The sequence below is a fragment of the Desulfobaculum sp. genome (genome assembly GCF_054921475.1).
In genome coordinates, this window is the sequence record NZ_JBUDSW010000033.1 from 1 (window position 1) to 19,690 (window position 19,690).

23 protein-coding genes are annotated in these 19,690 nt (G+C 62.6%); 14 read left to right on the plus strand and 9 right to left on the minus strand.

Annotation, left to right across the window (positions count from 1 at the left end; all coding sequences use genetic code 11):
- Together ACY69P_RS03515 and ACY69P_RS03520 are read right to left on the minus strand one after the other, a co-directional pair.
- A partial coding sequence (locus ACY69P_RS03515; protein ID WP_462326587.1) for a diguanylate cyclase domain-containing protein occupies window positions 1–1,981 on the minus strand: 1,981 nt, incomplete at its 3' end.
- 48 nt (window positions 1,982–2,029) lie between these two features.
- Window positions 2,030–2,740: a molybdopterin-dependent oxidoreductase gene (locus ACY69P_RS03520; RefSeq protein WP_462326588.1), complete on the minus strand. Its 711-nt coding sequence runs from the start codon at window positions 2,738–2,740 to the stop codon at window positions 2,030–2,032.
- Window positions 2,741–2,900: 160 nt separating this feature from the next.
- Between ACY69P_RS03520 and ACY69P_RS03525 the strand changes: the two genes are divergently transcribed.
- The 10 genes from ACY69P_RS03525 to proB all read left to right on the plus strand — a co-directional run bounded on the left by ACY69P_RS03525 (window position 2,901) and on the right by proB (window position 9,874).
- Window positions 2,901–3,422 carry a nitroreductase family protein gene (locus tag ACY69P_RS03525; protein WP_462326589.1) on the plus strand — a complete coding sequence of 174 codons (522 nt, stop codon included), beginning with the start codon at window positions 2,901–2,903 and terminating at the stop codon, window positions 3,420–3,422.
- A complete protein-coding gene (locus ACY69P_RS03530) occupies window positions 3,422–4,060 on the plus strand; it encodes an MBL fold metallo-hydrolase (RefSeq protein ID WP_462326590.1) in 639 nt (212 codons plus the stop codon). Before ACY69P_RS03525 ends, ACY69P_RS03530 begins: the two co-directional genes overlap by 1 nt.
- Window positions 4,061–4,192: 132 nt before the next feature.
- Window positions 4,193–4,369 (plus strand): hypothetical protein, encoded by a 177-nt coding sequence (locus ACY69P_RS03535; protein ID WP_462326591.1) that lies wholly within the window; start codon window positions 4,193–4,195, stop codon window positions 4,367–4,369.
- Window positions 4,366–5,004: a flavodoxin family protein gene (locus tag ACY69P_RS03540; RefSeq protein ID WP_462326592.1), complete on the plus strand. Its 639-nt coding sequence runs from the start codon at window positions 4,366–4,368 to the stop codon at window positions 5,002–5,004. Before ACY69P_RS03535 ends, ACY69P_RS03540 begins: the two co-directional genes overlap by 4 nt.
- Entirely contained in the window at window positions 5,005–5,733 is a 729-nt protein-coding gene (locus tag ACY69P_RS03545; protein ID WP_462326593.1) for a ComF family protein, read from the plus strand. It begins immediately after the preceding gene.
- A 138-nt stretch (window positions 5,734–5,871) separates the two neighbouring features.
- Window positions 5,872–6,891 (plus strand): GGDEF domain-containing protein, encoded by a 1,020-nt coding sequence (locus ACY69P_RS03550; protein ID WP_459898042.1) that lies wholly within the window; start codon window positions 5,872–5,874, stop codon window positions 6,889–6,891.
- 80 nt (window positions 6,892–6,971) lie between these two features.
- A complete protein-coding gene (gene rplU, locus ACY69P_RS03555) occupies window positions 6,972–7,283 on the plus strand; it encodes a 50S ribosomal protein L21 (RefSeq protein ID WP_404845808.1) in 312 nt (103 codons plus the stop codon).
- A gap of 21 nt (window positions 7,284–7,304) precedes the next feature.
- Complete coding sequence (rpmA, locus tag ACY69P_RS03560) at window positions 7,305–7,574, plus strand: 50S ribosomal protein L27 (RefSeq protein ID WP_404845809.1); 270 nt, start codon at window positions 7,305–7,307, stop codon at window positions 7,572–7,574.
- Window positions 7,575–7,667: 93 nt separating this feature from the next.
- The gene (gene obgE / locus ACY69P_RS03565) at window positions 7,668–8,684 is read left to right on the plus strand and encodes a GTPase ObgE (protein ID WP_459898045.1); all 1,017 of its coding nucleotides are present in this window, start codon (window positions 7,668–7,670) and stop codon (window positions 8,682–8,684) included.
- Between the two features lie 47 nt (window positions 8,685–8,731).
- Window positions 8,732–9,874 (plus strand): glutamate 5-kinase, encoded by a 1,143-nt coding sequence (gene proB / locus ACY69P_RS03570; RefSeq protein ID WP_462326594.1) that lies wholly within the window; start codon window positions 8,732–8,734, stop codon window positions 9,872–9,874.
- Between the two features lie 222 nt (window positions 9,875–10,096).
- On the opposite strand, the gene ACY69P_RS03575 is transcribed toward proB, so the two are convergent.
- Window positions 10,097–10,684 carry a dienelactone hydrolase family protein gene (locus ACY69P_RS03575; RefSeq protein WP_462326595.1) on the minus strand — a complete coding sequence of 196 codons (588 nt, stop codon included), beginning with the start codon at window positions 10,682–10,684 and terminating at the stop codon, window positions 10,097–10,099.
- A 267-nt stretch (window positions 10,685–10,951) separates the two neighbouring features.
- Here ACY69P_RS03575 and ACY69P_RS03580 point away from each other — a divergent pair, with 267 nt between their 5' ends.
- Window positions 10,952–11,908 carry a chemotaxis protein gene (locus ACY69P_RS03580; RefSeq protein ID WP_459898050.1) on the plus strand — a complete coding sequence of 319 codons (957 nt, stop codon included), beginning with the start codon at window positions 10,952–10,954 and terminating at the stop codon, window positions 11,906–11,908.
- A gap of 3 nt (window positions 11,909–11,911) precedes the next feature.
- Window positions 11,912–12,325, plus strand: a complete 414-nt coding sequence (locus ACY69P_RS03585; protein ID WP_462326596.1) for an Hpt domain-containing protein — start codon at window positions 11,912–11,914, stop codon at window positions 12,323–12,325.
- Here the strand turns inward: ACY69P_RS03585 and ACY69P_RS03590 are convergent.
- The 4 genes from ACY69P_RS03590 to ACY69P_RS03605 form a co-directional block, all read right to left on the minus strand.
- On the minus strand, window positions 12,322–13,755 hold the full coding sequence (locus ACY69P_RS03590; RefSeq protein WP_462326597.1) for a DNA integrity scanning protein DisA nucleotide-binding domain protein: 1,434 nt from the start codon (window positions 13,753–13,755) through the stop codon (window positions 12,322–12,324). The genes ACY69P_RS03585 and ACY69P_RS03590 overlap by 4 nt on opposite strands.
- A gap of 124 nt (window positions 13,756–13,879) precedes the next feature.
- A complete protein-coding gene (gene msrB / locus ACY69P_RS03595; RefSeq protein ID WP_462326598.1) occupies window positions 13,880–14,293 on the minus strand; it encodes a peptide-methionine (R)-S-oxide reductase MsrB in 414 nt (137 codons plus the stop codon).
- 80 nt (window positions 14,294–14,373) lie between these two features.
- Window positions 14,374–14,877, minus strand: a complete 504-nt coding sequence (locus ACY69P_RS03600; protein WP_462326599.1) for a GNAT family N-acetyltransferase — start codon at window positions 14,875–14,877, stop codon at window positions 14,374–14,376.
- 29 nt (window positions 14,878–14,906) lie between these two features.
- A complete protein-coding gene (locus ACY69P_RS03605) occupies window positions 14,907–15,893 on the minus strand; it encodes a YheT family hydrolase (protein WP_462326600.1) in 987 nt (328 codons plus the stop codon).
- Between the two features lie 205 nt (window positions 15,894–16,098).
- On the opposite strand from ACY69P_RS03605, the gene ACY69P_RS03610 reads away from it, so the two are divergent.
- Window positions 16,099–16,581 (plus strand): adenosine-specific kinase, encoded by a 483-nt coding sequence (locus ACY69P_RS03610; protein ID WP_462326601.1) that lies wholly within the window; start codon window positions 16,099–16,101, stop codon window positions 16,579–16,581.
- Window positions 16,582–16,744: 163 nt separating this feature from the next.
- On the opposite strand, the gene ACY69P_RS03615 is transcribed toward ACY69P_RS03610, so the two are convergent.
- A complete protein-coding gene (locus ACY69P_RS03615) occupies window positions 16,745–17,347 on the minus strand; it encodes a YceI family protein (RefSeq protein ID WP_462326602.1) in 603 nt (200 codons plus the stop codon).
- 176 nt (window positions 17,348–17,523) lie between these two features.
- Between ACY69P_RS03615 and ACY69P_RS03620 the strand changes: the two genes are divergently transcribed.
- Complete coding sequence (locus ACY69P_RS03620) at window positions 17,524–19,191, plus strand: YcaO-like family protein (RefSeq protein ID WP_462326603.1); 1,668 nt, start codon at window positions 17,524–17,526, stop codon at window positions 19,189–19,191.
- 271 nt (window positions 19,192–19,462) lie between these two features.
- Here the strand turns inward: ACY69P_RS03620 and ACY69P_RS03625 are convergent.
- Window positions 19,463–19,690, minus strand: a 228-nt coding sequence (locus ACY69P_RS03625) for a hypothetical protein (RefSeq protein ID WP_462326604.1), incomplete at its 5' end; no start/stop codon positions are given.

Genomic DNA, 19,690 nt, shown 5'->3' on the forward strand with positions numbered 1-19,690 from the left:
ACACGTGGTCCGGGTCAATGGCGAGGCAGTCGTTGTATGCGGCGCGTGCGTTGTCGTAGTGCGCCATTTTCTGGCAGGCAAAGGCGTGGTTGTAGCGGGCAAACAGGTTGCCGCTGTCGCGGTCGATAACGGTTTGAAAGTGCTGTTTGGCCTTGGAGAGCTGCCCCGTGCGCGCAAGGCAAATGCCAAGGGAGTTGCGCGCCACGGTGTTGCCCTCGTCCGCCAGCAGGGAGAGCTGGTATTCCTCTATGGCGTCGTAGATGCGCCCCTGCGCAAACAGCCGGTCCGCGCTGATGTTGAGGGCTACGGAATCCAGTACGCCAATGCGCGGCGCCGGGAGCATTTGCGCGTAGGCAAGGGCCTTGCGGGCGTTATCCAGCGCGTCCGCGCGGGAGAAGCCAAGGTGCGGAAAGGGCGCGATGCCAAAGGCGGGCGGCGTGGTCAAAACAGGCTCAAGGCGGCGCTGGACGGCGGCGCACAGGGCCGTGGCGTCATCCCCCGTGCATCCGGGCAGGAACCAAATCAGACTGCCAATGCTGAAGCGTCCACCCACGGCGCTGTCGCCAAACAGGTCCGAACAGATGGCGGAGACGTCGCGCAGGTGCATTTCCGTCTGCACGGGCGTGTCGTTTTCCCCGGCGTCCGGTAGGCGCACCAGCACCATGCTGAAGCTGTCGCAGGCGTCGCGCTCCTGCGCGAAGTGGTCCAAAAAGTCGCGGTAGAGCAGTAGTCCCGTGAGCAAGTCGCGCCGGGGGGCGTCGCCGCGCGCGCCAGAGGCCGGAGCCTCTTCGGACTGCTGGGCAAGGGACAGGCGGTCCCCCGGGGTAATGGTCCACGAGGTGTCGGCAAGGTAGAGCACATCCGCCGTGGATGACGTGGCGCGGACCTCCATGAGGACGATTTCGCCCTTGTACATGGGGGGCGTGTCCGGCCCGCCGCCGTGGTCGTCGGACCATACAAGGTAGCGCTGGCCTTCGGCCGCGCCAACAGTGCGCCCAAGGCTGACCGTGATGCGGTTCAGCGGCAGAATTTCCGTGACTGTGCCGCCTTCCTGCACGATTTGCCCAAAGCTGAACGCCGCGCCGTGGGTGGCGTAGCCTGCGGCGCGCGCGGCCTTGGCAAGGACGGCCCCGGCCTGCTCGCGCACGGACTGGCGCAGGGTGCGCGCAGGCATGTCCGTTGGGTAGTGGGTCAGGCCCACGGTGGCGTCCAGCGCCATTTCCATACCCAGCATAATGTCCGGGACGGCGACGGTTTGCAGGCCCGATGCAATGTGGTCCGCTAGTTCGCGGCAGTCCATGGGCGTGGCTCCGGGCCAGAAGACGCCAAGGGCGTCGCCGTCAAGGCGCGCGGCCACGGCTTGCTCCGGGAGCAGGTCGCGCAGGGCGGCTGCTGCGCTGCACAGGGCGCGGTCGCCAAAGGTGTACCCGTAGCGGTCTTGCCATTCGGGCATGCTGGGCAGGGCGCTGTGCACACGGCCACAGGAGGACGCCCCCTCGGTGCCGGGTGCGGCCAAGCAGTCGCCAGCCGGGGACATCAGGCCGTCCTGCGCTCCGGCAATGTCGCCGGACACCACGCGCAGAAAATGCGGGGCCGTGGCCAGCCCGGTGAGCGGGTCCGCCATTGCGGCCTTGTAGAGCAGCAGTTTTTCCATGCTCTTCCACGCCATGGCCGCAAGGTAGGTGGGCAGCGACGGGGTGGGGTCCACCTCCACGCCGCGCGCGGCAAACACGCCAAGCAGCTGCCCATGCAGGGCCAGCGGCAGGAGCGCCTTGCCTTCCTCCGGCAGGATGACGGCGCGCCCTTCGCGCAGGTCCGCCCACGTGCCGGCCCCGTCCACGGAGCGCGGGAAAAAGAGGCTGTACGAGGTAAACGACAGGTACGAGGCTATCTCCTCCCGCAGGATGTCCTCGAAGGAGATCAGGTCGCGCCGCGACAGGGTCAGGCCGGTATCGGGTAGCAAGGAGGTGTTTTCGCTCATAGAAGCGGTGCATACCCCGGCGCGGCGAGGAGTTCAAGACACATGCGCCTATGGCGCGCGCAGGCGGCGCTTCGGCACGGGCGCATTCCGCGGGTAGATGGGGTTGGCCGCGGTCCACCAGCCGTCGCGGGCCTCGCGCGTGACCTCCAGCCTGTGCACGAATTTGATGCTTTTGTAGGCCAGTTGATAGGGCGCAACAAGCCGTGCGGGCGCGCCGCGGTCATGCGGCAGGGGAGCGCCGCCAATGCGCAGGGCCAGCAGACAGTCCTGCGCGGGGTCCGTCAGGTCCGCAATGGACATGCACTCCACATAGGCCCGCAGACCATCCGGACCGCGCGGCGTGGCGCCAAGGGCGTGAAAGACCACATACCGCGCCGCCTTGTCAGCTTGGGCAAGGTCGAGCAGTGTTTTCAGGCGTACGCCGCCCCACATGATGTTCTGGACGGACCACCCCTCTACGCAGTGCATGTCCGAGGTCTGCTCCACCTGCGGCAGGGCGGTGAGGTCCGCATAGGCAAGGGCGGCTGGCGCCTGCACCAGCCCGTCAATGCGCAGTACATAGGGCGCGTCCGTACCGTCAGGAAATTCCAGCAAGCCCGTGCGCGCGGAAAAGGCGGGCAGGTCCTGCTCCACGGTGCGGGTGGGAAAGGCCCGGCGCATGGCCGCGCGTACCGGCGCGGGCAGGGCAATGCTCACCGGCAGCGTGAGCGCGCCAAGGAGCAGCGCGCGGCGCAGGGGCGAAAAGGGCAGATGCGGCATGGGGACCTCCTGGGCTGGACGTGACGGGGGCACCTCACTGTAGGATATGACGGTTGCTGGTGCAATGTTGTGTACCGAAACATGTCTGGGGGTGGACATTGTTTGGTATTTCGACAATGTTGTTCACCGTGGCAAAGCAGAAATTGCAAAGGAGAAGCGTATGGAACTCAGCGATAATCCAGTATTCAAGGCGCTTTTTGAGCGCCGCAGTGTAAGGAAATTCACCGATGCTCCTATAACGCGCGACGAGGCGCTTGCCATTTTGGAGGCCGGACGCTGGGCCCCCAGCGGGCTGAACAATCAGCCGTGGCGGTTTATGTGTCTGTGGCCGGACGATCCGCGCTTTGAAGCCCTAGCGGGGTGCACCAAATACGCCGCCGTTGTGCGCGCGTGCGGTTTGCTCGTGGGCGTTTTTCTCGATAAGGACGCCATGTATTCGCCGCTGAAGGACCACCAAACCGCCGGGGCCTGCATACAGAATATGCTGCTTGGCGTGCACGCCCTTGGCCTTGGCGGGGTGTGGCTTGGAGAAATTATTAATCAACCGCAGCAGGTGCTGGACGCCCTGAAGCTGGACGCGGAGCGGTATGAGGTCATGGCCTTTATTGCCGTCGGCCATCCCGCGCATCCGGGTGCCAGCTCGCGCGAGCCGCTTGAAAAGCTGCTTATTGAGGAGTTTTGATGCAGATTCGGACCTACGCCCTCGGCCCCCTGCAAACCAACGGCTATCTGCTCTCCAGCGGACGACAGGCCGTGTTTATCGATCCCGGGGGTGACCCTGCCAGCGTGTTGGACGTCATCCGGCAGGAGAACCTGACCCTGACGCATGTGCTCATCACGCATCTGCACTTTGACCATATTTACGGCGCGGCCAAGCTGGCGCGCGAGACTGGTGCCACCATCGCCGCCAACACCGAGGACGGCTTTCTGCTGGAGACTGAGGTCGGCGCCGGCGGCGCCATGGGCCTGCCCAAGGTGGAGCTGTTTGACTTTGACCCCATCGCTCCGGGCGCCGCGACCTTTGTTGGCGAAGAGTGCCAAATTGTGGCGACGCCGGGGCATACGCCCGGCAGCCTGACCTTTGTGTTCCCCGGCGAGGGCGCGGCCTTTGTGGGCGACCTGATTTTTGCGCGCTCCATTGGCCGCACGGATTTTCCCGGCGGCAGCACGCCGACGTTGGTGCGCTCCGTGGAGCAGGGCATCTTTACCCTGCCGGAGGACACCACGCTGTATCCGGGCCACGGTCCGGCCACCAGCGTTGGCGACGAAAAGGCGCACAACCCGTTCTTTCAGCCCGGCGCGCCCGGGATGGGATTTTAGCGACCCCGCCCCGCGGCCGGACGCCCTGCGCGTCCGGCCGCGCGTGCGGCGTGGAGCCTTTGGGACATGACTAGCGATAACGAAACGGTTTTTCTGGACCTGCGAGGCAAGTGCTGAGGCGTCGGGCTTGAGGTGGGGTGGTACCTTCGCCTGTCCCGCGCTTCGGTCATAGAAGTGCTTGTCCGCAAGGACGTGCTGGCGTCATTGGAAGACCAGCGCGCCACAAACGACAGCTGGCGGCTTGATGCCGCCGACGAGGGCGACCATGTTCGCGCACGGTTCGTCTATACACTGAGGGAGAAATCATGACGGTGCACAATGCGCAAAATGGCGGCACTCCGTTCGTCATGTCGTGCAGCCCGCGGCCGGGCGGCAACAGCGACAAGGCCGCGCTCCTCTTCGCCCAAGGCGCGGGAGACATCGCCGTAGACTTTTTGCGGCGCTACCGGGTGGAGCCGTGCGTCTCCTGCTATCGGTGCAAGCATGATCCGAAGCGGGCCTGCTACCTGACGGACATGGACCATAGCGGGCGTCTGTTTCAGGGTATGCTGACTGCGCCGTACCTGTTCCTGTCCTCGCCCATCTATTATTATCACGTTCCGGCCCAGCTCAAGGCGTGGATAGACCGCAGCCAATGTCATTACCTGCGCAAACTGGACGGCGACGAATGTATGCGCGCACTGCCGCGCCGCAAGGCCTATGTTTCCCTGCTGGCAGGACGTAAACACGGCGACAAGCTCTTTGAAGGCAGCCTGCTCACGCTGAAGTATTTTCTTGATGTCTTCAATTTTGAGATGCAGGAGCCGCTGCTGTTTAAAGGCATTGACGAATGCGGCGACCTGGAGGCCGATGTCTCCGGCTCAACCCAGCTTATTGAGCTTGGCCGCGCTGCCGCCGCCGAGCACGCCCCGGCCGTAACTTCCGCGGAGGAGCGGAGAGCCTAAGTGCTGCGGCGCCTTGTCCGGACGGTGTGCGGCGCACGTTGCGGTGCGTGCGGTGTGGCCCTCGCTCCGGGCGAGCGCGGGCTGTGCTCCGCTTGCGCGCGTGAGTTGGCCCCGCGGACCACGGGCTACTGTCCTGCCTGCGGCGCGCTGTATCCTGCCCCGTCCGGCGGCATCTATCTGTGCGGCGCATGCCGCCGGGAGCCGCGACCATGGGACAGCTTGTATTTTTCCGGAGTCTACGACGGCCTGCTGCGGCGGTTGGTGCTGGACTATAAGTTCACTGGCCGTATTGGCCGCGGGCGCTTGCTCCAGCGGCTGCTGCGCGAGGCCTGCCAGCGCGGTGGGTGGCCGGGCAGCGACCCTGCCGAGGCGCCCTCGTGGAGCGTGGTTCCCATCCCGCTGCATCCCGCCCGCCTGCGCGAGCGCGGCTTTAACCAGAGTTTGGAAGTGGCGCGCGGGCTTGCCGAGAGCGGGGCATGCGTGGATGCCCACGCCCTTGAACGCCATGCCGCCACCCGCCCACAGGTGGGGCTGAGCGCCGCGGTCCGGCGCGAGAATGTACGCGGCGCGTTTGGTGCGGATGCGGGCCGCGTTGCCGGGCGCAATATTTTGCTCGTGGATGATATTCTGACGACGGGCGGCACGCTGGAGGCCGCAACGCGCGCCCTTGAGCGCGCCGGGGCGGCGCGGGTGGATGTGGCCGTGCTGGCCAGAACGCCGGAGGCGTGAAAATGCTGGTCGGCGTGGGCAGAGTCCGCTACCATGGCCGAAGATGAACGGAGCGCGCCCGGTCTAAAACAGCCGGGATGCGGCTCTATCGGCGGCTTGGCCGTACGAGGAACCATCAACCCGCAGTGTCGTCTATCCATGAGTAAACAGGATACCACCCCCTGCACCGCGCCGGAACAACAGCATCTGTGCCGGCTTTTGTCCAAGGCGGGAGTCCCCTCGGAGCCGAGGTGGTACTCGCTTATCCTCTATATGCGGAGCCTTGAGTACAACGATACGTTGTCCGACGGACAAAAGGCCGCCATCCACGAGCTGTTTCTTGACCTCATCCGCCGCCGCGACTTCAGCGACGAGCGCTATGACGAAGTGGCGAGGCGGCAGGAAGAAATCCTGACCACGGACTACCGCGAGCGCCTCAAGGCCGCCTTGGAGGAATCCTCGGCGCTGCTGGAGGAGTTCGGGCAGCTGTTTTCCCGCCGCACGGGCGAGGTGCAAAACCTCGGCGAGGAAACGGTGCAGACCGTGCAAAGCGGCATGCCTACGGAAAAGATGGTGGAGTCGCTGCGCCGTTCGTTTAAGCAGTTGGTGGACGCCATGGGGCAGGACGCAATAGACCTGCACCGTGCGGCCAACACCGACGCCCTGACCGGGCTGGCCAACCGCAGGCGTTTTGATGATGAACTGCAGCGCCAGTGCGGCGAGGAGCGTGACGGGCCGCTGAGTCTGCTCATGCTGGATATTGATCTGTTTAAGCGCATTAACGACGCCTATGGCCATCAGATTGGCGATCAGGCGCTGAAGCTTGTGGCGCACCTTATTACCCAAGGGGTGAAAGGGCGCGCGGACGGCAAATGCCTGCCAGCGCGGTATGGCGGCGAAGAATTTGTGGTGATTGCGCCCGGCATGACGCTGGAGCAAGCCATTGACATGGCAGAGCATATCCGTGCCAGCATTGAGAAGTACCGCTTTGAGATCAAAAGCGTGGACGGCGATGTTTTGGAGCGGAATGTTGCGTTGACCATATCTATTGGTGTTGCGCAGTTTGATGAAAAATGGGAAGACAGCCACGCCGAGCGGTTAGTGCAAGGGGCGGACGCCGCTCTTTATGATGCAAAGAGGAGCGGACGGAACCGCGTGTCCGCTTATGAGGCAAATTAAAAAACTCAAGCGTGAGGGGTTGACTTTTTCTGCATTTGTCGGATATCTACCCCTCTCTCTTTCTTTGGAGGTAATAGGTCATGTATGCAATAGTTGAGTCCGGCGGCAAGCAGTTCCGTGTTGAGGAAGGCCGCACGATTGACATTCAGAAGATTCAGGCAGAGGCCGGTTCCGAGCTGGTTCTGGACAAGGTTCTGCTGGTGGATAAGTCTGGCGAAGTGACCGTGGGCGAGCCCTACGTCGAAAACGCCAAGGTTTCTTGCGAAGTGGTCGAGCACGGCCGCGAAAAGAAGATTATCGTCTTCCACAAGCGCCGCCGCCAGGATTCCCAGAAGAAGCAGGGCCACAGGCAGGACTTCACCACTATCAAGATCAAGGCCATCGAGGCCTAAGGTCAGTAAAGGAGTACTGAAATGGCTCATAAAAAAGCGGGCGGTAGCTCGAGAAACGGTCGCGATTCTATCGGTCAGAGACGAGGCGTTAAGCGCTTCGGTGGCCAGCAGGTCCTCGCGGGCAACATCCTCGTTCGTCAGCTGGGCACCAAGTACCACGCTGGCGAGAACGTTGGTGTTGGCAGGGATTACACCCTGTTCGCCCTCACCGACGGCGAAGTCAAATTTGAAAAGTTCACGCGCCGGAAGAAAGTTAAGACCCGGGTTTGCGTGGTTCCCTCTGAGGCATAGTCTCAGCGGTCGAGCACTTTCCGGGGCGGATGGCGCAGCTTTGCGCTATCCGCCCGTTTTTTATGCGCGAGTATCTCGCGCGGGGAGTTACCTATGCGCTTCGTAGATGAAGCACGGATTACAGTGCGTTCCGGCAAGGGCGGGCATGGCTGCGTGTCGTTTCGGCGCGAGGCCCATGTGCCCAAAGGCGGACCCGATGGCGGCGACGGCGGCAAAGGCGGCGACGTCATCTTCCGTGCGTCCGATAAGCTGCTGACGTTGTACGACTTTCGCCTGAAGCGCCTGTACGAGGCCAAAAACGGCCAGCCCGGCATGGGCAAGCAGCGCTTTGGCAGAAACGCCGAAGACCTCGTCATTGATGTCCCCGTTGGCACCTTGCTCTATGAGATTGACGAGGAAGGCACCGAAAGCCTCCTCGCCGACCTGACGGACCCGGACATGCAGGTTGTGGTCTGCAAAGGCGGACGCGGCGGCTTTGGCAACGAGCGCTTCAAGTCCTCCACCATGCGCACGCCGCGCTTTGCCCAGCCCGGCGGCGAAAATGAGGAAAGGACCCTGCGCCTTGAGCTGAAAATCCTCGCCGATGCGGGGCTTTTGGGCCTGCCCAACGCGGGCAAGTCCACCTTCATCTCCACCATTTCTGCGGCGCGTCCCAAGATTGCTCCCTATCCCTTCACCACCCTGACCCCGAACCTTGGCGTGCTTATCAATGAAGTGGGCGACCACTTTGTCGTGGCCGACATTCCGGGGCTTATCGAGGGCGCGCACGAAGGGCAGGGCCTTGGGCACACTTTCCTTAAGCATGTGGAGCGCACGCGCTTCCTCGTCCACATCCTCAGCGCCGAGGACCTTGACGTGGAATCCCCGTGGGAAGGCTTCGACATGCTTAATGACGAGCTGGCCCGCTATAATGATGAGTTGGCACACCGGCACCAGCTGGCGGTCATCAACAAGATTGACCTGCTTAGCGAGGACGACCTTGCCGCGCTTCGCCAGCGCGCCGAGGATGACGGCCGGAAGGTCTTTTTCATCTCCGCCCTCAATGGCGACGGAGTGGAAGAGCTTGTGAATGAAATGTGGCGGTTGTACCATACGGACACGGAGAGCTGAGCGGTTTGGACCGGATGGAAGGTTACACACGACCCGGAAGGCCTGAAATGGACTGGAAAGAGCAGAGACAACACGTCATCAAGGACGCCAAGCGTGTGGTCATCAAGGTCGGCAGCGCCGTCCTGACCGGACCGGACGGTCTGGATATGCGCGTTGTGAACCGGCTGGCGGACCAGATGGCCGCCATGCACGACAGGGGACTGGACGTTGTTCTTATCTCCTCCGGCGCAGTTGCCGCCGGACGCCGCGTTCTGGACACCGCCATCACGGGCGTTCCCGAGCGGCAGGCCGCTTCGGCCATTGGCCAGAGCCGCCTTATGCATGCCTATGACGAAGCCTTTGCGCGCTATGGCAAGGTCTCCGCGCAGATTCTGCTGACGCGTGACGACCTGCGCAACCGCGGCCGTTTCCTGAATGCATGGAATACCTTCCACAAGCTCCTTGACTGGAAGGCCATCCCCATCGTCAACGAAAACGACACCATTGCCGACGCCGTCAAGGAACTGAAATTCGGTGACAATGACGCGCTGGCGAGCCTTGTGGTCAACCTTGTCCACGCGGACCTGCTCATCAATATGACGTCCGCCTCCGGCGTGTACGACTCCAACCCGGATCAGAATCCGGATGCCGAGTGCCTGCAGTGCATTGAGGATATCTCGTGCATGGACATCGACTCCACCTGTGACGGCAAAACCTCCGCAGGGACCGGCGGCATGTATTCCAAGCTGCTTGCCGCGCGCCGCGTGGCCCAGCTGGGCGTGCCCACCCTCATTGTTTCCGGCGCGGAGCGCTACGTGTTGGAGCGCGTGTTCTCGGGCGAGAACATCGGCACATGGGTGGTGCCGGAGCACGAAACCATCTCGCGCAGAAAGTTTTGGCTGGCCTACAACAAGGTCCCGGACGGCAGCGTCAAGGTGGACGCCGGAGCGGCCAAGGCGCTGGTATGGCACGGCAAAAGCCTGCTTCCCGCCGGAATCGTGGCCGTTGAGGGCTCCTTTGGTCATGGCGCGCTGGTGCGTGTGCTGGATGGATCCGGCGACGTTATCGGCGTTGGTCTCTCCAACTATTCCGACGAGGACCTGCGGGAAATCATGGGCCGCCGCAGTAGCGAAATCGAAGAGGTGCTCGGCGCGTGCCCGTACCCCGAGGCCATCCACCGCGACAATATGCTGCTGGACGCCGCCATTTGATGTGGCGCATCAGCGAGGCATTTTTCATCCCCCGTTCCCTGTGAGCGGGGGATTTTTTTATGCGGCGGGGGTCTGGAGCGGGGACGGCGGCGGTGGGGTGGGACTCTGCGCCATGCCCCGCAGGGGACGCAGGGTGCGTCGTCAGGGGCAGGTGCGCGCAGAAGCGCTCGCCGCAAAGCAGCGCGAAAACCGCGCGGGGAATGCGCCCGGCTTGGGCAGAACTCAGAGGGCTTCGGCGTTCTTGGCTACGGTCGTCAGGCGCGTTTGCGCCCAGACCAGCCATTTGGCCGCAGCGCTTGGGGCGTAGTTGACGGACAGTGGATTCATGAAGCCGTGCCCATGGGGCGTGGTGTGGCAGTGCACGTTCGGCGCGCGGTTGAGTACGCAAATGACATCGTCCACGCAGTAGTGCGGCTCGTGCGCGGGGAAGATGGCGTCCGTTGGCGCTTGCGGGGGCGTGTCCATCATGGTCCGGATGGCCGAACCGTAAAAACATAGAACCGCGAGGAGGGGGACCGGAGATGCCTCCCGCGCGGCGGCCCATACCGCCCCGGCTCCGGCGCTGAATCCAACCAGCGCCACCGGCCCCGGCATCGACGCCAGCGTCTCCCGGACGCGGCGGGTGTAGACCTCCAGCCCGCCAGCTTCAACGTAGCGCGCGTAGGCTTCCCCTTCACTGACGAAGCCTTGGTCCGCTCCATCGTACGGGTCCACCACCGTTACCGAAGTGGCAACGCGCCGAAACGTGTCGGCCATCATATCCACATGTGGGGTTCGTCCCCAGATTTCCGTTGCAAGAAGTATCTGCATTGGCGTCCACCTTCTGCTTGCGGTCGTTGCTTCGCCCCTAGCCATTCCTTAAATTGCGCCGTTTGTCACCTGTTTCGTCTGGAACGTGCGGGCCGCACCGCTGCAGTGTGTTCCTGCCAGAACGCATCGGCCCCTGCGCGCGGGGGAAAAGCGGGCGATGCACCGCCGAATCGGGCATCGTATATTGCGTAAAGGCTTTTGCAAGGGTAGAAAGGACAGTGGAGTGGTGCAGAGTAGGGCCGTGAAGACCGTCTATGGGAGGCTGGTATGGCGAAGACCGATATTCTGCTGGAAACCGGAACCAACGAGTTGGAAATACTGGAGCTGTTCATTAACGAGCAGGTCCCCGGGGGCGGACGTCCGGCGCCGAGCTTTTTTGGCGTCAACGTCGCCAAGGTGATGCAGGTCATCGAAAGTCCGGACCTTGATCCACCGGAATCGGCATCCAACCCGTGCTATATGGGAACCATTTCCCTGCGCAAGCACATCGTCCCGGTGCTGGACCTTGCGGTGTGGCTTGGCATTGAGCGCGACCCCCACGAGTACGAGGTGGTCATGGTGACGGAATTTTCCAAGGCCGTGACCGGATTCCTTGTCTCTGGCGTGACGGAAATCCACCGCGTGGGCTGGCGCGATGTGGCCCCGCCGCACAAGTACGTCAACCGCATGGGCACATCCAGCATCATCGGCATGGTGCGGCGCGAGGACAGGTTCATCCAGCTGCTGGACCTGGAGCAGATTATTTCCGCCCTTGAGCCAAAAAGCATGAAGGACGATGAAGCGCCAAGCGTTATTGCCTCCAAGCGCTACCGCGCTGTGGTGGCGGACGACTCCCCAACCATCCGCCTGATGCTGCGCAAGAATTTGGAAGCCGCCAACTTTGACCTGCAAATCGTCAACAACGGGCAGGAGGCGCTGGACCTTGTGGAGAGCATCTCCGAGCGCGCCAAGGGCGAAGGCCGCCCCATCGGCGACTTTTTGGACATTGTCATCGCGGACATTGAAATGCCGCTCATGGATGGCTTTACGTTGACGAAAAACATCAAGGACAACGAGATGTCCAAGGATATCCCGGTGATTTTGTATTCATCGCTCATTACGCAGGAACTGCGGCACAAGGGTGAATCCGTGGGCGCGGCGGAGCAGATTTCCAAGCCGGACATGGATTCCATGGCGGAGCGAGCCATTGCCATACTTGAAGGCCAGCCAGCTGGGGGCGAGTAGTCCATGATGGATTTTTCGCAGGATAAGGAAGTGCTCGACGCGTTCATTGAAGAATCGCGCGAGCGGCTCTCGGAACTTGAGACGGGCGTGTTGGAGCTGGAGGAGCACACCGCTGCGGATGAAGGTGAACTGCTCAACAGCGTGTTCCGGGCCGCTCACTCCGTCAAGGCGGGAGCCGGACTGCTCAAGCTGCACAGCATTGAGCGGGTCTCGCACTGGTTGGAGAATCTGCTGGGGCGCGTGCGCACGGGTGAGATTCAGGCCGACAGCGACCTTGTCACCGCGCTTTTGGAAGGCGTGGACGCCCTGCGTGAGCTCATTGACGACGTGCCCGATTGCGCGGACCGGGACGTGACGGAGCAGCTTGCGGACCTGCGCAGCGCCCTTGACTTTGCCCGCGTCCGCCAGCGGGATTAAGCGTCCGCTATCCAGTCCTCAAGGTGGGGCGGGGTGCCACAGCTTCCAGCCAGCGGGGGCAGGGCGCAGGCCGCCGTCACTTCTACGCCGCCTTGAATAATGGACATGGGACGGTCCGACGACCCCACAATGACCACAAGGTCATCATGCCCCGCCGTGAAACGCAGCGCGGAATTGTACCGCGCCCCGCGCGAGCGGTCCTCGGCGACAACACGTTCGCCATCCAACAGACAGCCAAAACCGTGCAGGGTGCCGTCCGCGCAGATGTGCAGGGCGCCGTCCACCTTGGCCAGTGCCTTGGCCACATGCAGCATATGCGGGTTATGCAGACTGATGGGGTTCTCCAAATGCTGGCCTGCGATGGGAATGTGCGGGCAGGAGAAATCAAGCACCAGCGTGCAGCCGTGCTTGCGCTCCTGCGTGCTGTGGACAATGTCCGACACAATGGTGAACAGCGCATGGCGCTGGGTGGCGTCGAGACGGCTTTCCAGCAGCAGTTCCTCCAGCTGCACAAGGTTCGCCCGGCGCGTGGTGGAATGAAACGCGCCGTCAAAGAAGCTGCACACCTTTTCCTCTCCCAGCCGCACAAAGCCATAATTGCCGCGAAATTCCGCCAGAACACATGCGCCGGGATAGGGCGGCATGCCAATGCCCACAATGCTCGCGCCATCGGATACAAGGGCGTAGGGCGAATCCTCAACCGAGAGCAGCAGCTTGCGCACATGCTTGTGGTTTTGCAGTACCGGGCGCTCATCGCGCGTGAATTTGGCCAGATAGGTCACGCTGTCGATGTCCCCCGGCTCCACAAAGCACAGCCGCCCGCGCGCCCATGCGCCTTCCTCCAGCGTTTTGGAGATGCCCAGGATGGCGTCCAGTGTGGGATAGATGCGCAGTTTTGTATCCATGCCCATGGCCTCGGCGCGCTGGTCCACAAGGAAATTGCGCACGGCGTGGGTGGCCCAGCCCTGAAGCACGGCCCCCGCAAGGTCCAGATGCAGGACGTTGTCCGAGGCAAACGCCTGCGACAGCATCCACGACGCATGCTCCAGCCAGCGTTCCGTCGGCCCCGTGGAGCACAGGTCCGGGTGGTGCTCCGTAAACCACGTCTGGTGAAAGATAGCCCGCGAGCGCGCGCCGACGTTGATGAGGCCGGACATGGGTAAGGGGTCGCACAAAATTTGTTCAAAGGGCGGGATGGAGGCGACCTTGCCGGGGCATTGCCGCCATGTGGCGTCCTTGAAAAAAACTTTTTCCAGCATGGGTTCATGCCCGCGCAAGAGGTTTTGCGGGTCGTGAATACGCGGGGCGCTGTGCGGCGTTTCCGCGTAGATAAGCGCGGCGCGGCTGGATTGGGAAAAGTGCGACAGGCCGTCCCGGAGGCCGTCGTGAATGTGATAGATGCACAGGTTGCGGTAGGCGTCGTCGAGCATCGGTTCTCCGTTTTGTGTTGCAGGCTGACCAATGATTGCCACAAAACGAAAGGAATTCAAGCCCGGCGGCGTTTTTCCTGTATGGCATGATGGGGGCGGGGCGTGCTCCACACCGCCAATGGCGCTAGGATGGCGCGTTTTTTCCTGCGCGGACAAACTCCAGACATACGGAATTGATGCAGTAGCGCATGCCCGTTGGCGGTGGTCCATCCGGGAACACATGCCCAAGGTGGGCGTCGCAGCGGGCGCAGATGACTTCCGTGCGTATCATGCCATGGGAGGTGTCGCGTTTTTCTTCAACGGCGTGCGGCGCGGCAGGGGCCATAAAGCTGGGCCAGCCCGTTCCGGAGTCGAATTTGTCTGCGGAGCGGAACAGCGTGTTGCCGCAGCACACGCAGGTGTACTCCCCCTCACCCTTAAAGGACGCGAATTCACCGGAAAATGCCGCCTCTGTTCCGCGCTTGCGGCAGATGTTGAATTGCTCGGGCGTGAGCTGGGCGCGCCATTCTTCGTCGGTTTTGCGAATTTTGTCCGTCACGTTCGGCCTCCTGCGCTTGAGGAAAGGGCGCGCCGCTACCTCTTGGGGGGGCGGCGCGGTTTTTGGCTTTCGTGAATGTATCAGGCCTTGAGGTCTTTCAAAAGCAGGGAAACGGCAACCGTGCCGTTCTTTGTCTCCTGCGCGCCCACTTCGTGGAAGCCGTAGCGGTGGTGGAAGGCGAGGGAGTCGCCATTGCGGGGGCGGGTGTTCACCTCGCAGGTGACGGCGGGGCAGTCCAGCTGCTGCGCCACGGTGGAGACGGCGTCGTACAGCGCGGTGCCAACACCCATGCGCTTGGCGCGCGGCGCGACCACAATGCGGTCCACATAGACAAAGGACGGATAGTGCGCGCAAAACCACCGAAAGTTTTCACTGGCGTAGGTGATGTCTGGCGTATGGCCAATCATAAAGCCGAGGATGTCGTCCTGAGCTGAGGTGCAGGCCACCTGAAAGAAAGCGGCTTCGCGGATGGACCAGGCCATGAAGTCTTGGTCCACGCTGTTTACGGCGGGGACTGCGGCTTCATTGAGGGCGAGAATGGCGGGGATGTCTTCTGGCCGTGCGGGGCGGAGTTGTGTCTGCATGCGGATATGGTGGTTGAGGTGAAGGGGCGCTACGCGCCATGCGTGGCAAGAAAGGCCGCGCAGCGCGCCTCGGACCAAAAGGTGCCGTCGGAGTCAAGCTGGATGAACCCGACATGGCCTCCGGCGCGGGGCGTTTCCAGATACAGGTTGGGATTGTCGCGGGCCTCGCGCTCGGGGAAGCTGTCTTCACCAAGGAAGGGGTCGTCCTGCGCGTTGATCATCAGCGTGGGTACGGCAATGTTTGGCAGGACGGGGCGCGAGCTGGCGCGGGTCCAGTAGTCCTCGGCGCTGGCAAAGCCGAACAGCGGCGCGGTGAAGCGCTCGTCAAAATGGCGGAACGTGGTCACGCGGCTCAGGTCGGAAATATCGAAAACATCCGGAAAGCGTTCATGCTTCTGGCGGATTTTGTCCCGCAGGCTGCGCAGCAGGTATTCCGTATAAAAGCGCCCGGAGTGGCGGGTCTCCAGGGCGTGGACGGAGTCCACAAGGTCGCACGGGGCGGAGACGGCAACAGCGGCGCTGATTTCCCCCGGCACGCGGGAGGGCGCTTCTCCCAGATATTTCAGGGTCTGGTTGCCGCCCATGCTAAAGCCCACAAGGGCAATGGAGCTGTAGCGGTCAAAGGACAGCGCGTGGGTGACCGTGGTGTGCAGGTCGTCGGTTTCGCCGCTGTGGTAAAAGCGCGGCGTGGCGTTCATTTCACCGCCGCAGCCACGGCAGTTGCGCGCCAGCACGTCCCAGCCCGCGGCGTTCAGGGCGCGGGCCATGCCGCAGACGTACTTGCGGCGGGAGTGGCCTTCCAGCCCGTGGGTGATGATGGCAAGGCGGCTGGTGGTGGCGGTGCGCTCCGTGAAGCTCCAGTCCAGCAGCAAAAAGTCGCCGTCCGGGGTGGGGATGCGCTCGCGGACATAGTCCACCTTCGGCGTGGGGCGCATCAGGGACGGGGCAACGCTCTGCACATGCGCATTGGCCAAGAGCGTTGGCGGTGCATAGTCGGGTATGGGCAATACTGGCATTGTTTCGGCTCCTTGAAGTCAGGCAGGGTAGCCATGTCGGCCTGCGTGGGCAAGTGATGAATCGTTCCCACTGCGCCAGCGCGCCGCCATGTCCCCTCGAATGACGATTGCCCTGCGGGGCGAGGTTTCGTACTATGCCCGGGCATCCTACTTCCAGGAAGTTCAATCAACTCTGATACATGCCCTAGGGGCGGAGGACTGCATCATGCAACTGACCACTGTGCGTATCGACAAGCCCGAAGAGATGAACTTCATCCTCGGACAGTCCCATTTCATTAAGACGGTGGAAGACATCCATGAGGCTGTGGTCTCCACGGTACCCTTTGCCAAGTTCGGCCTCGCCTTTTGCGAGGCGTCCGACAAGCGCCTTATCCGTTTGACCGGAACCGACGAAGAATGCGTGGAACTGGCGCGAAAGAACGCCAAGGCCCTGTCCTGCGGCCATGCCTTCATCCTGTTCATGAAGGATCTGTTCCCCATCAACATCGTCAATACCATCCAGAACGTGCCCGAAGTGGTGCGCCTGTTCTGCGCGACGGCCAACCCCACTGAGGTTATCGTGGCCGAAACCGAGCAGGGGCGCGGCATTATGGGCGTTATCGACGGCTATGCCTCCGCTGGCGTGGAGCGCGAAGACGACGTGGCCGCGCGTAAGCAGTTCCTGCGGACCATCGGCTACAAGGCCTAACGCGGCGCCACCCGCGCGGGAGCGCGGAGCGGATCAGCCCCGGCAGGCCGCCCACGTCTTCAGCCCTGCCTGTGGGCAGGCAATGCCCACCACCGCCATACAGAAAAACGCGGCGCATCCCCTGAGGGACGCGCCGCGTTTGTGTGTCTGCCGCGTTCGCAACTTACTTGGCGGGCAAAAGCTCCGTATACAGCGTTACCGCCACCATATTGTCCACCAGTCCCATCTTGTGGAAGGTGCCGGAGCCGACGCCGTAGGCAAGGCGGTCGAGGTCAAAGCGCCCCTGAAAGCCCAGCACGGGCTTGCCCCCAAAGTCGGGCGCCGGGTGCGGCTTTTGCCCCAGCACCGTAAACGGCAGCGTGATGTCCTTGCTGGTTTCCTTCAGGGTGAAGGTGCCGCGCGCTTCAAACCAACCATCGCCGCGGGCGACGATGTCGTCGCTGACAAAGCTCATGCGCGGGTACTTGGCGGTGTCGAAAAAGTCCGCCGTCTTCAGGTGCGCGTCGCGCTTGGCAATGCCGGTGTTGATGGAATCAATGCCAATGGAGATGTCGATGACGCCTGCTTCGGGGTGCTTGGGGTCAAAAGAGATGGTCCCCGTAATGTCATTAAAGAACCCCGTCACCTTCCCCACAATGTGCGTAATGGTGAAAACGGCCTGCGAATGGTCTGTATCCACGCTCCAGTCCCGGGCCAGGGCGGGGCTGGCGAACAGAACGCACAGGGCGATGGTCAGGCAGGCGATACCGCGCCGAATATGAGGCATGGTGCTTCTCCTTGTGGAATGCGGTTGATGGACCTTGCGCCAGTATAGCGTAAACCCTGCCCCGTGGACCAGCCCAATCGGGAGCGGGGGCAATGCGCTGGTTGTTGTTTCATGGGGGGCTTTTGGCTATGTCTTACGTCCCCATGATGGAATTTTCAGCAAGGAGACCACAGCCCATGACCACGGAGTACGCATTCACACTCCTCGAAACCCACGCCACTGTTGGCTTTTGCGCCTGCCTGCCTCAGGAGGACATGACGCTGGACGCCATGCTTGCGCACCTGCGCGCCGCGCCTATGGACGATGCCATGCGCCGCGCCGCCCTGCGTCATGTTGCGGCCTGTGATGAAGCCGAAATGGCGGACCTTCTGGAGCGAAGCAGCGCCGATCCCGTGGTGACGGGGCTTCTCCGCGAAGCCGTGCAGGGCAAACCGGATGTTGCCCAGCGCCTTGGGCTGTCCGGTCCCGCAACGCTTGCGGAGCAGGCGGCATCTCCTTTGGTGGACCTGCGCGCCGCCCGTGGTCCGGAGGCCGACGTGCACCGGAAGTGGGCCATGGCGTTTCAGGCGAATATTGCGGACCACGCGCCGTTGGAGGACATCCGCCAGCAGGGGCTGGACCTGCCGTATCCCGCAGAAGCTGTGAAGACTGCCGGGGACGACTTTGTCCATGTGGCGGATGTGCGCGAGGCGCTCGCCCTGTGCCCCGCCAAGGAGCGCTATCCCTCGGCGGCGGAGACCGCGCGCCGCGCCGAAGCCGCGCTGGAACGTGCTGGTGTGTCCCTTGGCGCGCAGGCGCGGCATATGGATTCCCTGTCCCCCGTTGGGCTAGTGCGGGGGTGGGAAACGTCAATCAGCGTCCGTAATGGCGCGTTGGACTACACCGTGTCCGGCCAGCACATGTCCTATGGACGGGGCGTAGCCTTTGACGCCGCACAGGCCGCTCTGCTGATGGAGATTGTGGAGCGCTATTCCAGCTGGGTGAGCGTGGATGGCCTCGCGCTTCCGGACTGCGCCTCGGGCCGGGAGCTGGTCCGCGCGCGCCGCTCGGAACTTCTGGAACAGGGCCGCGCCGCGCTGGACCCGAACGACCTTCCCCTTGATGCCTCTTATAGTAATGAGCCGCTGCACTGGCTCCCGTGTGAGAACGCGGGTGGGGCTACGGTACATGTTCCGGCGCAGTTCATCGCGCTGTTTGCCAACCTTGACGAGCAGGGGTTCTACGGCGGGCTCGGCTCAACCGGGCTGGCGTCGGGGAACACCATGCAGCAGGCGCGCCTTGGGGCGCTTCTGGAAATCATCGAGCGCGACGCGGAGACAACCACACCCGTGGACCCGCGCACGTGGCTCCGCGTGCGGTCGGACGACAAAGACATCGCGGCCTTGCTGGCAAAGTACACCCGCAGGGGCGTAGACGTCCTCCTGCAGGAATGTACCAGCGAGCTGGGTATCCCGTGCTACAAGGCCTTTGCCATCGGCCCGCAGGGGCAGGTGGTGAAAGGGGCCTCGGCCAAACTCTCGGGCGCACGCGCGGCGCTGTCGGCAATTCTTGAGGTGCCGTATCCCTTCCCCTTTGGCCCGCCGTCGACGCCGGGACCGGAGGACCTCCCCGTGGTGACGCTGGAATCCCTGCCGGATATGTCCACCGGCAGCATCGCCACGGACCTGAAGCTGGTGGAGGAGACCCTTATCCGGAGCGGAAGGACGCCGGTCTATGCCGATCTGACGCGCAAAGACCTCGCCTTGCCCGTCACACGGGCCATTGTGCCGAGGATGGAGCTGCTTCCCGATTTCGACAGCTACTCGCACGTATCCCACCGTCTTTTCAGGAAGTTTCTCGCTTAAGAAGAGGGAGCGACAGCAGGCCGCACAGAGAAAAGTGCAACAATTTGCCCCAAAAGAGGAAAAAGCTGTTGACGCGGGGAGGGCAATCACCTAGAAACGCTCTCCGCCGCGAGGGAAAACCTCAGGGGCCTTTGAAAAGCCAGAATTGACCGGGATGCAGAAGCGTACCGGGTGTGTGATGAACAAGCGGTCGAAAGAACGCTAACACATTGAAATTTTGGAAAATGTTGAGAAAGTGCTTGACGGGCCGCTCCGGTCCGCCTATACCGCCTCAACACGCTGACGGCAACGCCGATAGCGACTTTGAAAAAAGACGAAATGAGGGGTTGACGAAGCAAATCGCTTCCGATAGTAACTGCCCTTCGCGACTGACGGAAACGTCAATTGCAAAATGGATGTTGACGCAGCGGGCAACGCTCGCTATGTTTACATTTCGCCGAATGAAAAGGCTTTGGTCTTTGACAATTAAATAGCGAATCGAGACGATTTCGAGAAATGT

Coding starts and splice junctions, on each gene's coding strand:
- ACY69P_RS03520 (WP_462326588.1), bottom strand. CDS start 2,740: ATGCCGCATCTGCCCTTTTCGCCCCTGCGCCGCGCGCTGCTCCTTGGC.
- ACY69P_RS03525 (WP_462326589.1), top strand. CDS start 2,901: ATGGAACTCAGCGATAATCCAGTATTCAAGGCGCTTTTTGAGCGCCGC.
- ACY69P_RS03530 (WP_462326590.1), top strand. CDS start 3,422: ATGCAGATTCGGACCTACGCCCTCGGCCCCCTGCAAACCAACGGCTAT.
- ACY69P_RS03540 (WP_462326592.1), top strand. CDS start 4,366: ATGACGGTGCACAATGCGCAAAATGGCGGCACTCCGTTCGTCATGTCG.
- ACY69P_RS03550 (WP_459898042.1), top strand. CDS start 5,872: ATGAGTAAACAGGATACCACCCCCTGCACCGCGCCGGAACAACAGCAT.
- rplU (WP_404845808.1), top strand. CDS start 6,972: ATGTATGCAATAGTTGAGTCCGGCGGCAAGCAGTTCCGTGTTGAGGAA.
- rpmA (WP_404845809.1), top strand. CDS start 7,305: ATGGCTCATAAAAAAGCGGGCGGTAGCTCGAGAAACGGTCGCGATTCT.
- obgE (WP_459898045.1), top strand. CDS start 7,668: ATGCGCTTCGTAGATGAAGCACGGATTACAGTGCGTTCCGGCAAGGGC.
- proB (WP_462326594.1), top strand. CDS start 8,732: ATGGACTGGAAAGAGCAGAGACAACACGTCATCAAGGACGCCAAGCGT.
- ACY69P_RS03575 (WP_462326595.1), bottom strand. CDS start 10,684: ATGCAGATACTTCTTGCAACGGAAATCTGGGGACGAACCCCACATGTG.
- ACY69P_RS03580 (WP_459898050.1), top strand. CDS start 10,952: ATGGCGAAGACCGATATTCTGCTGGAAACCGGAACCAACGAGTTGGAA.
- ACY69P_RS03585 (WP_462326596.1), top strand. CDS start 11,912: ATGATGGATTTTTCGCAGGATAAGGAAGTGCTCGACGCGTTCATTGAA.
- ACY69P_RS03590 (WP_462326597.1), bottom strand. CDS start 13,755: ATGCTCGACGACGCCTACCGCAACCTGTGCATCTATCACATTCACGAC.
- ACY69P_RS03600 (WP_462326599.1), bottom strand. CDS start 14,877: ATGCAGACACAACTCCGCCCCGCACGGCCAGAAGACATCCCCGCCATT.
- ACY69P_RS03605 (WP_462326600.1), bottom strand. CDS start 15,893: ATGCCAGTATTGCCCATACCCGACTATGCACCGCCAACGCTCTTGGCC.
- ACY69P_RS03610 (WP_462326601.1), top strand. CDS start 16,099: ATGCAACTGACCACTGTGCGTATCGACAAGCCCGAAGAGATGAACTTC.
- ACY69P_RS03615 (WP_462326602.1), bottom strand. CDS start 17,347: ATGCCTCATATTCGGCGCGGTATCGCCTGCCTGACCATCGCCCTGTGC.
- ACY69P_RS03620 (WP_462326603.1), top strand. CDS start 17,524: ATGACCACGGAGTACGCATTCACACTCCTCGAAACCCACGCCACTGTT.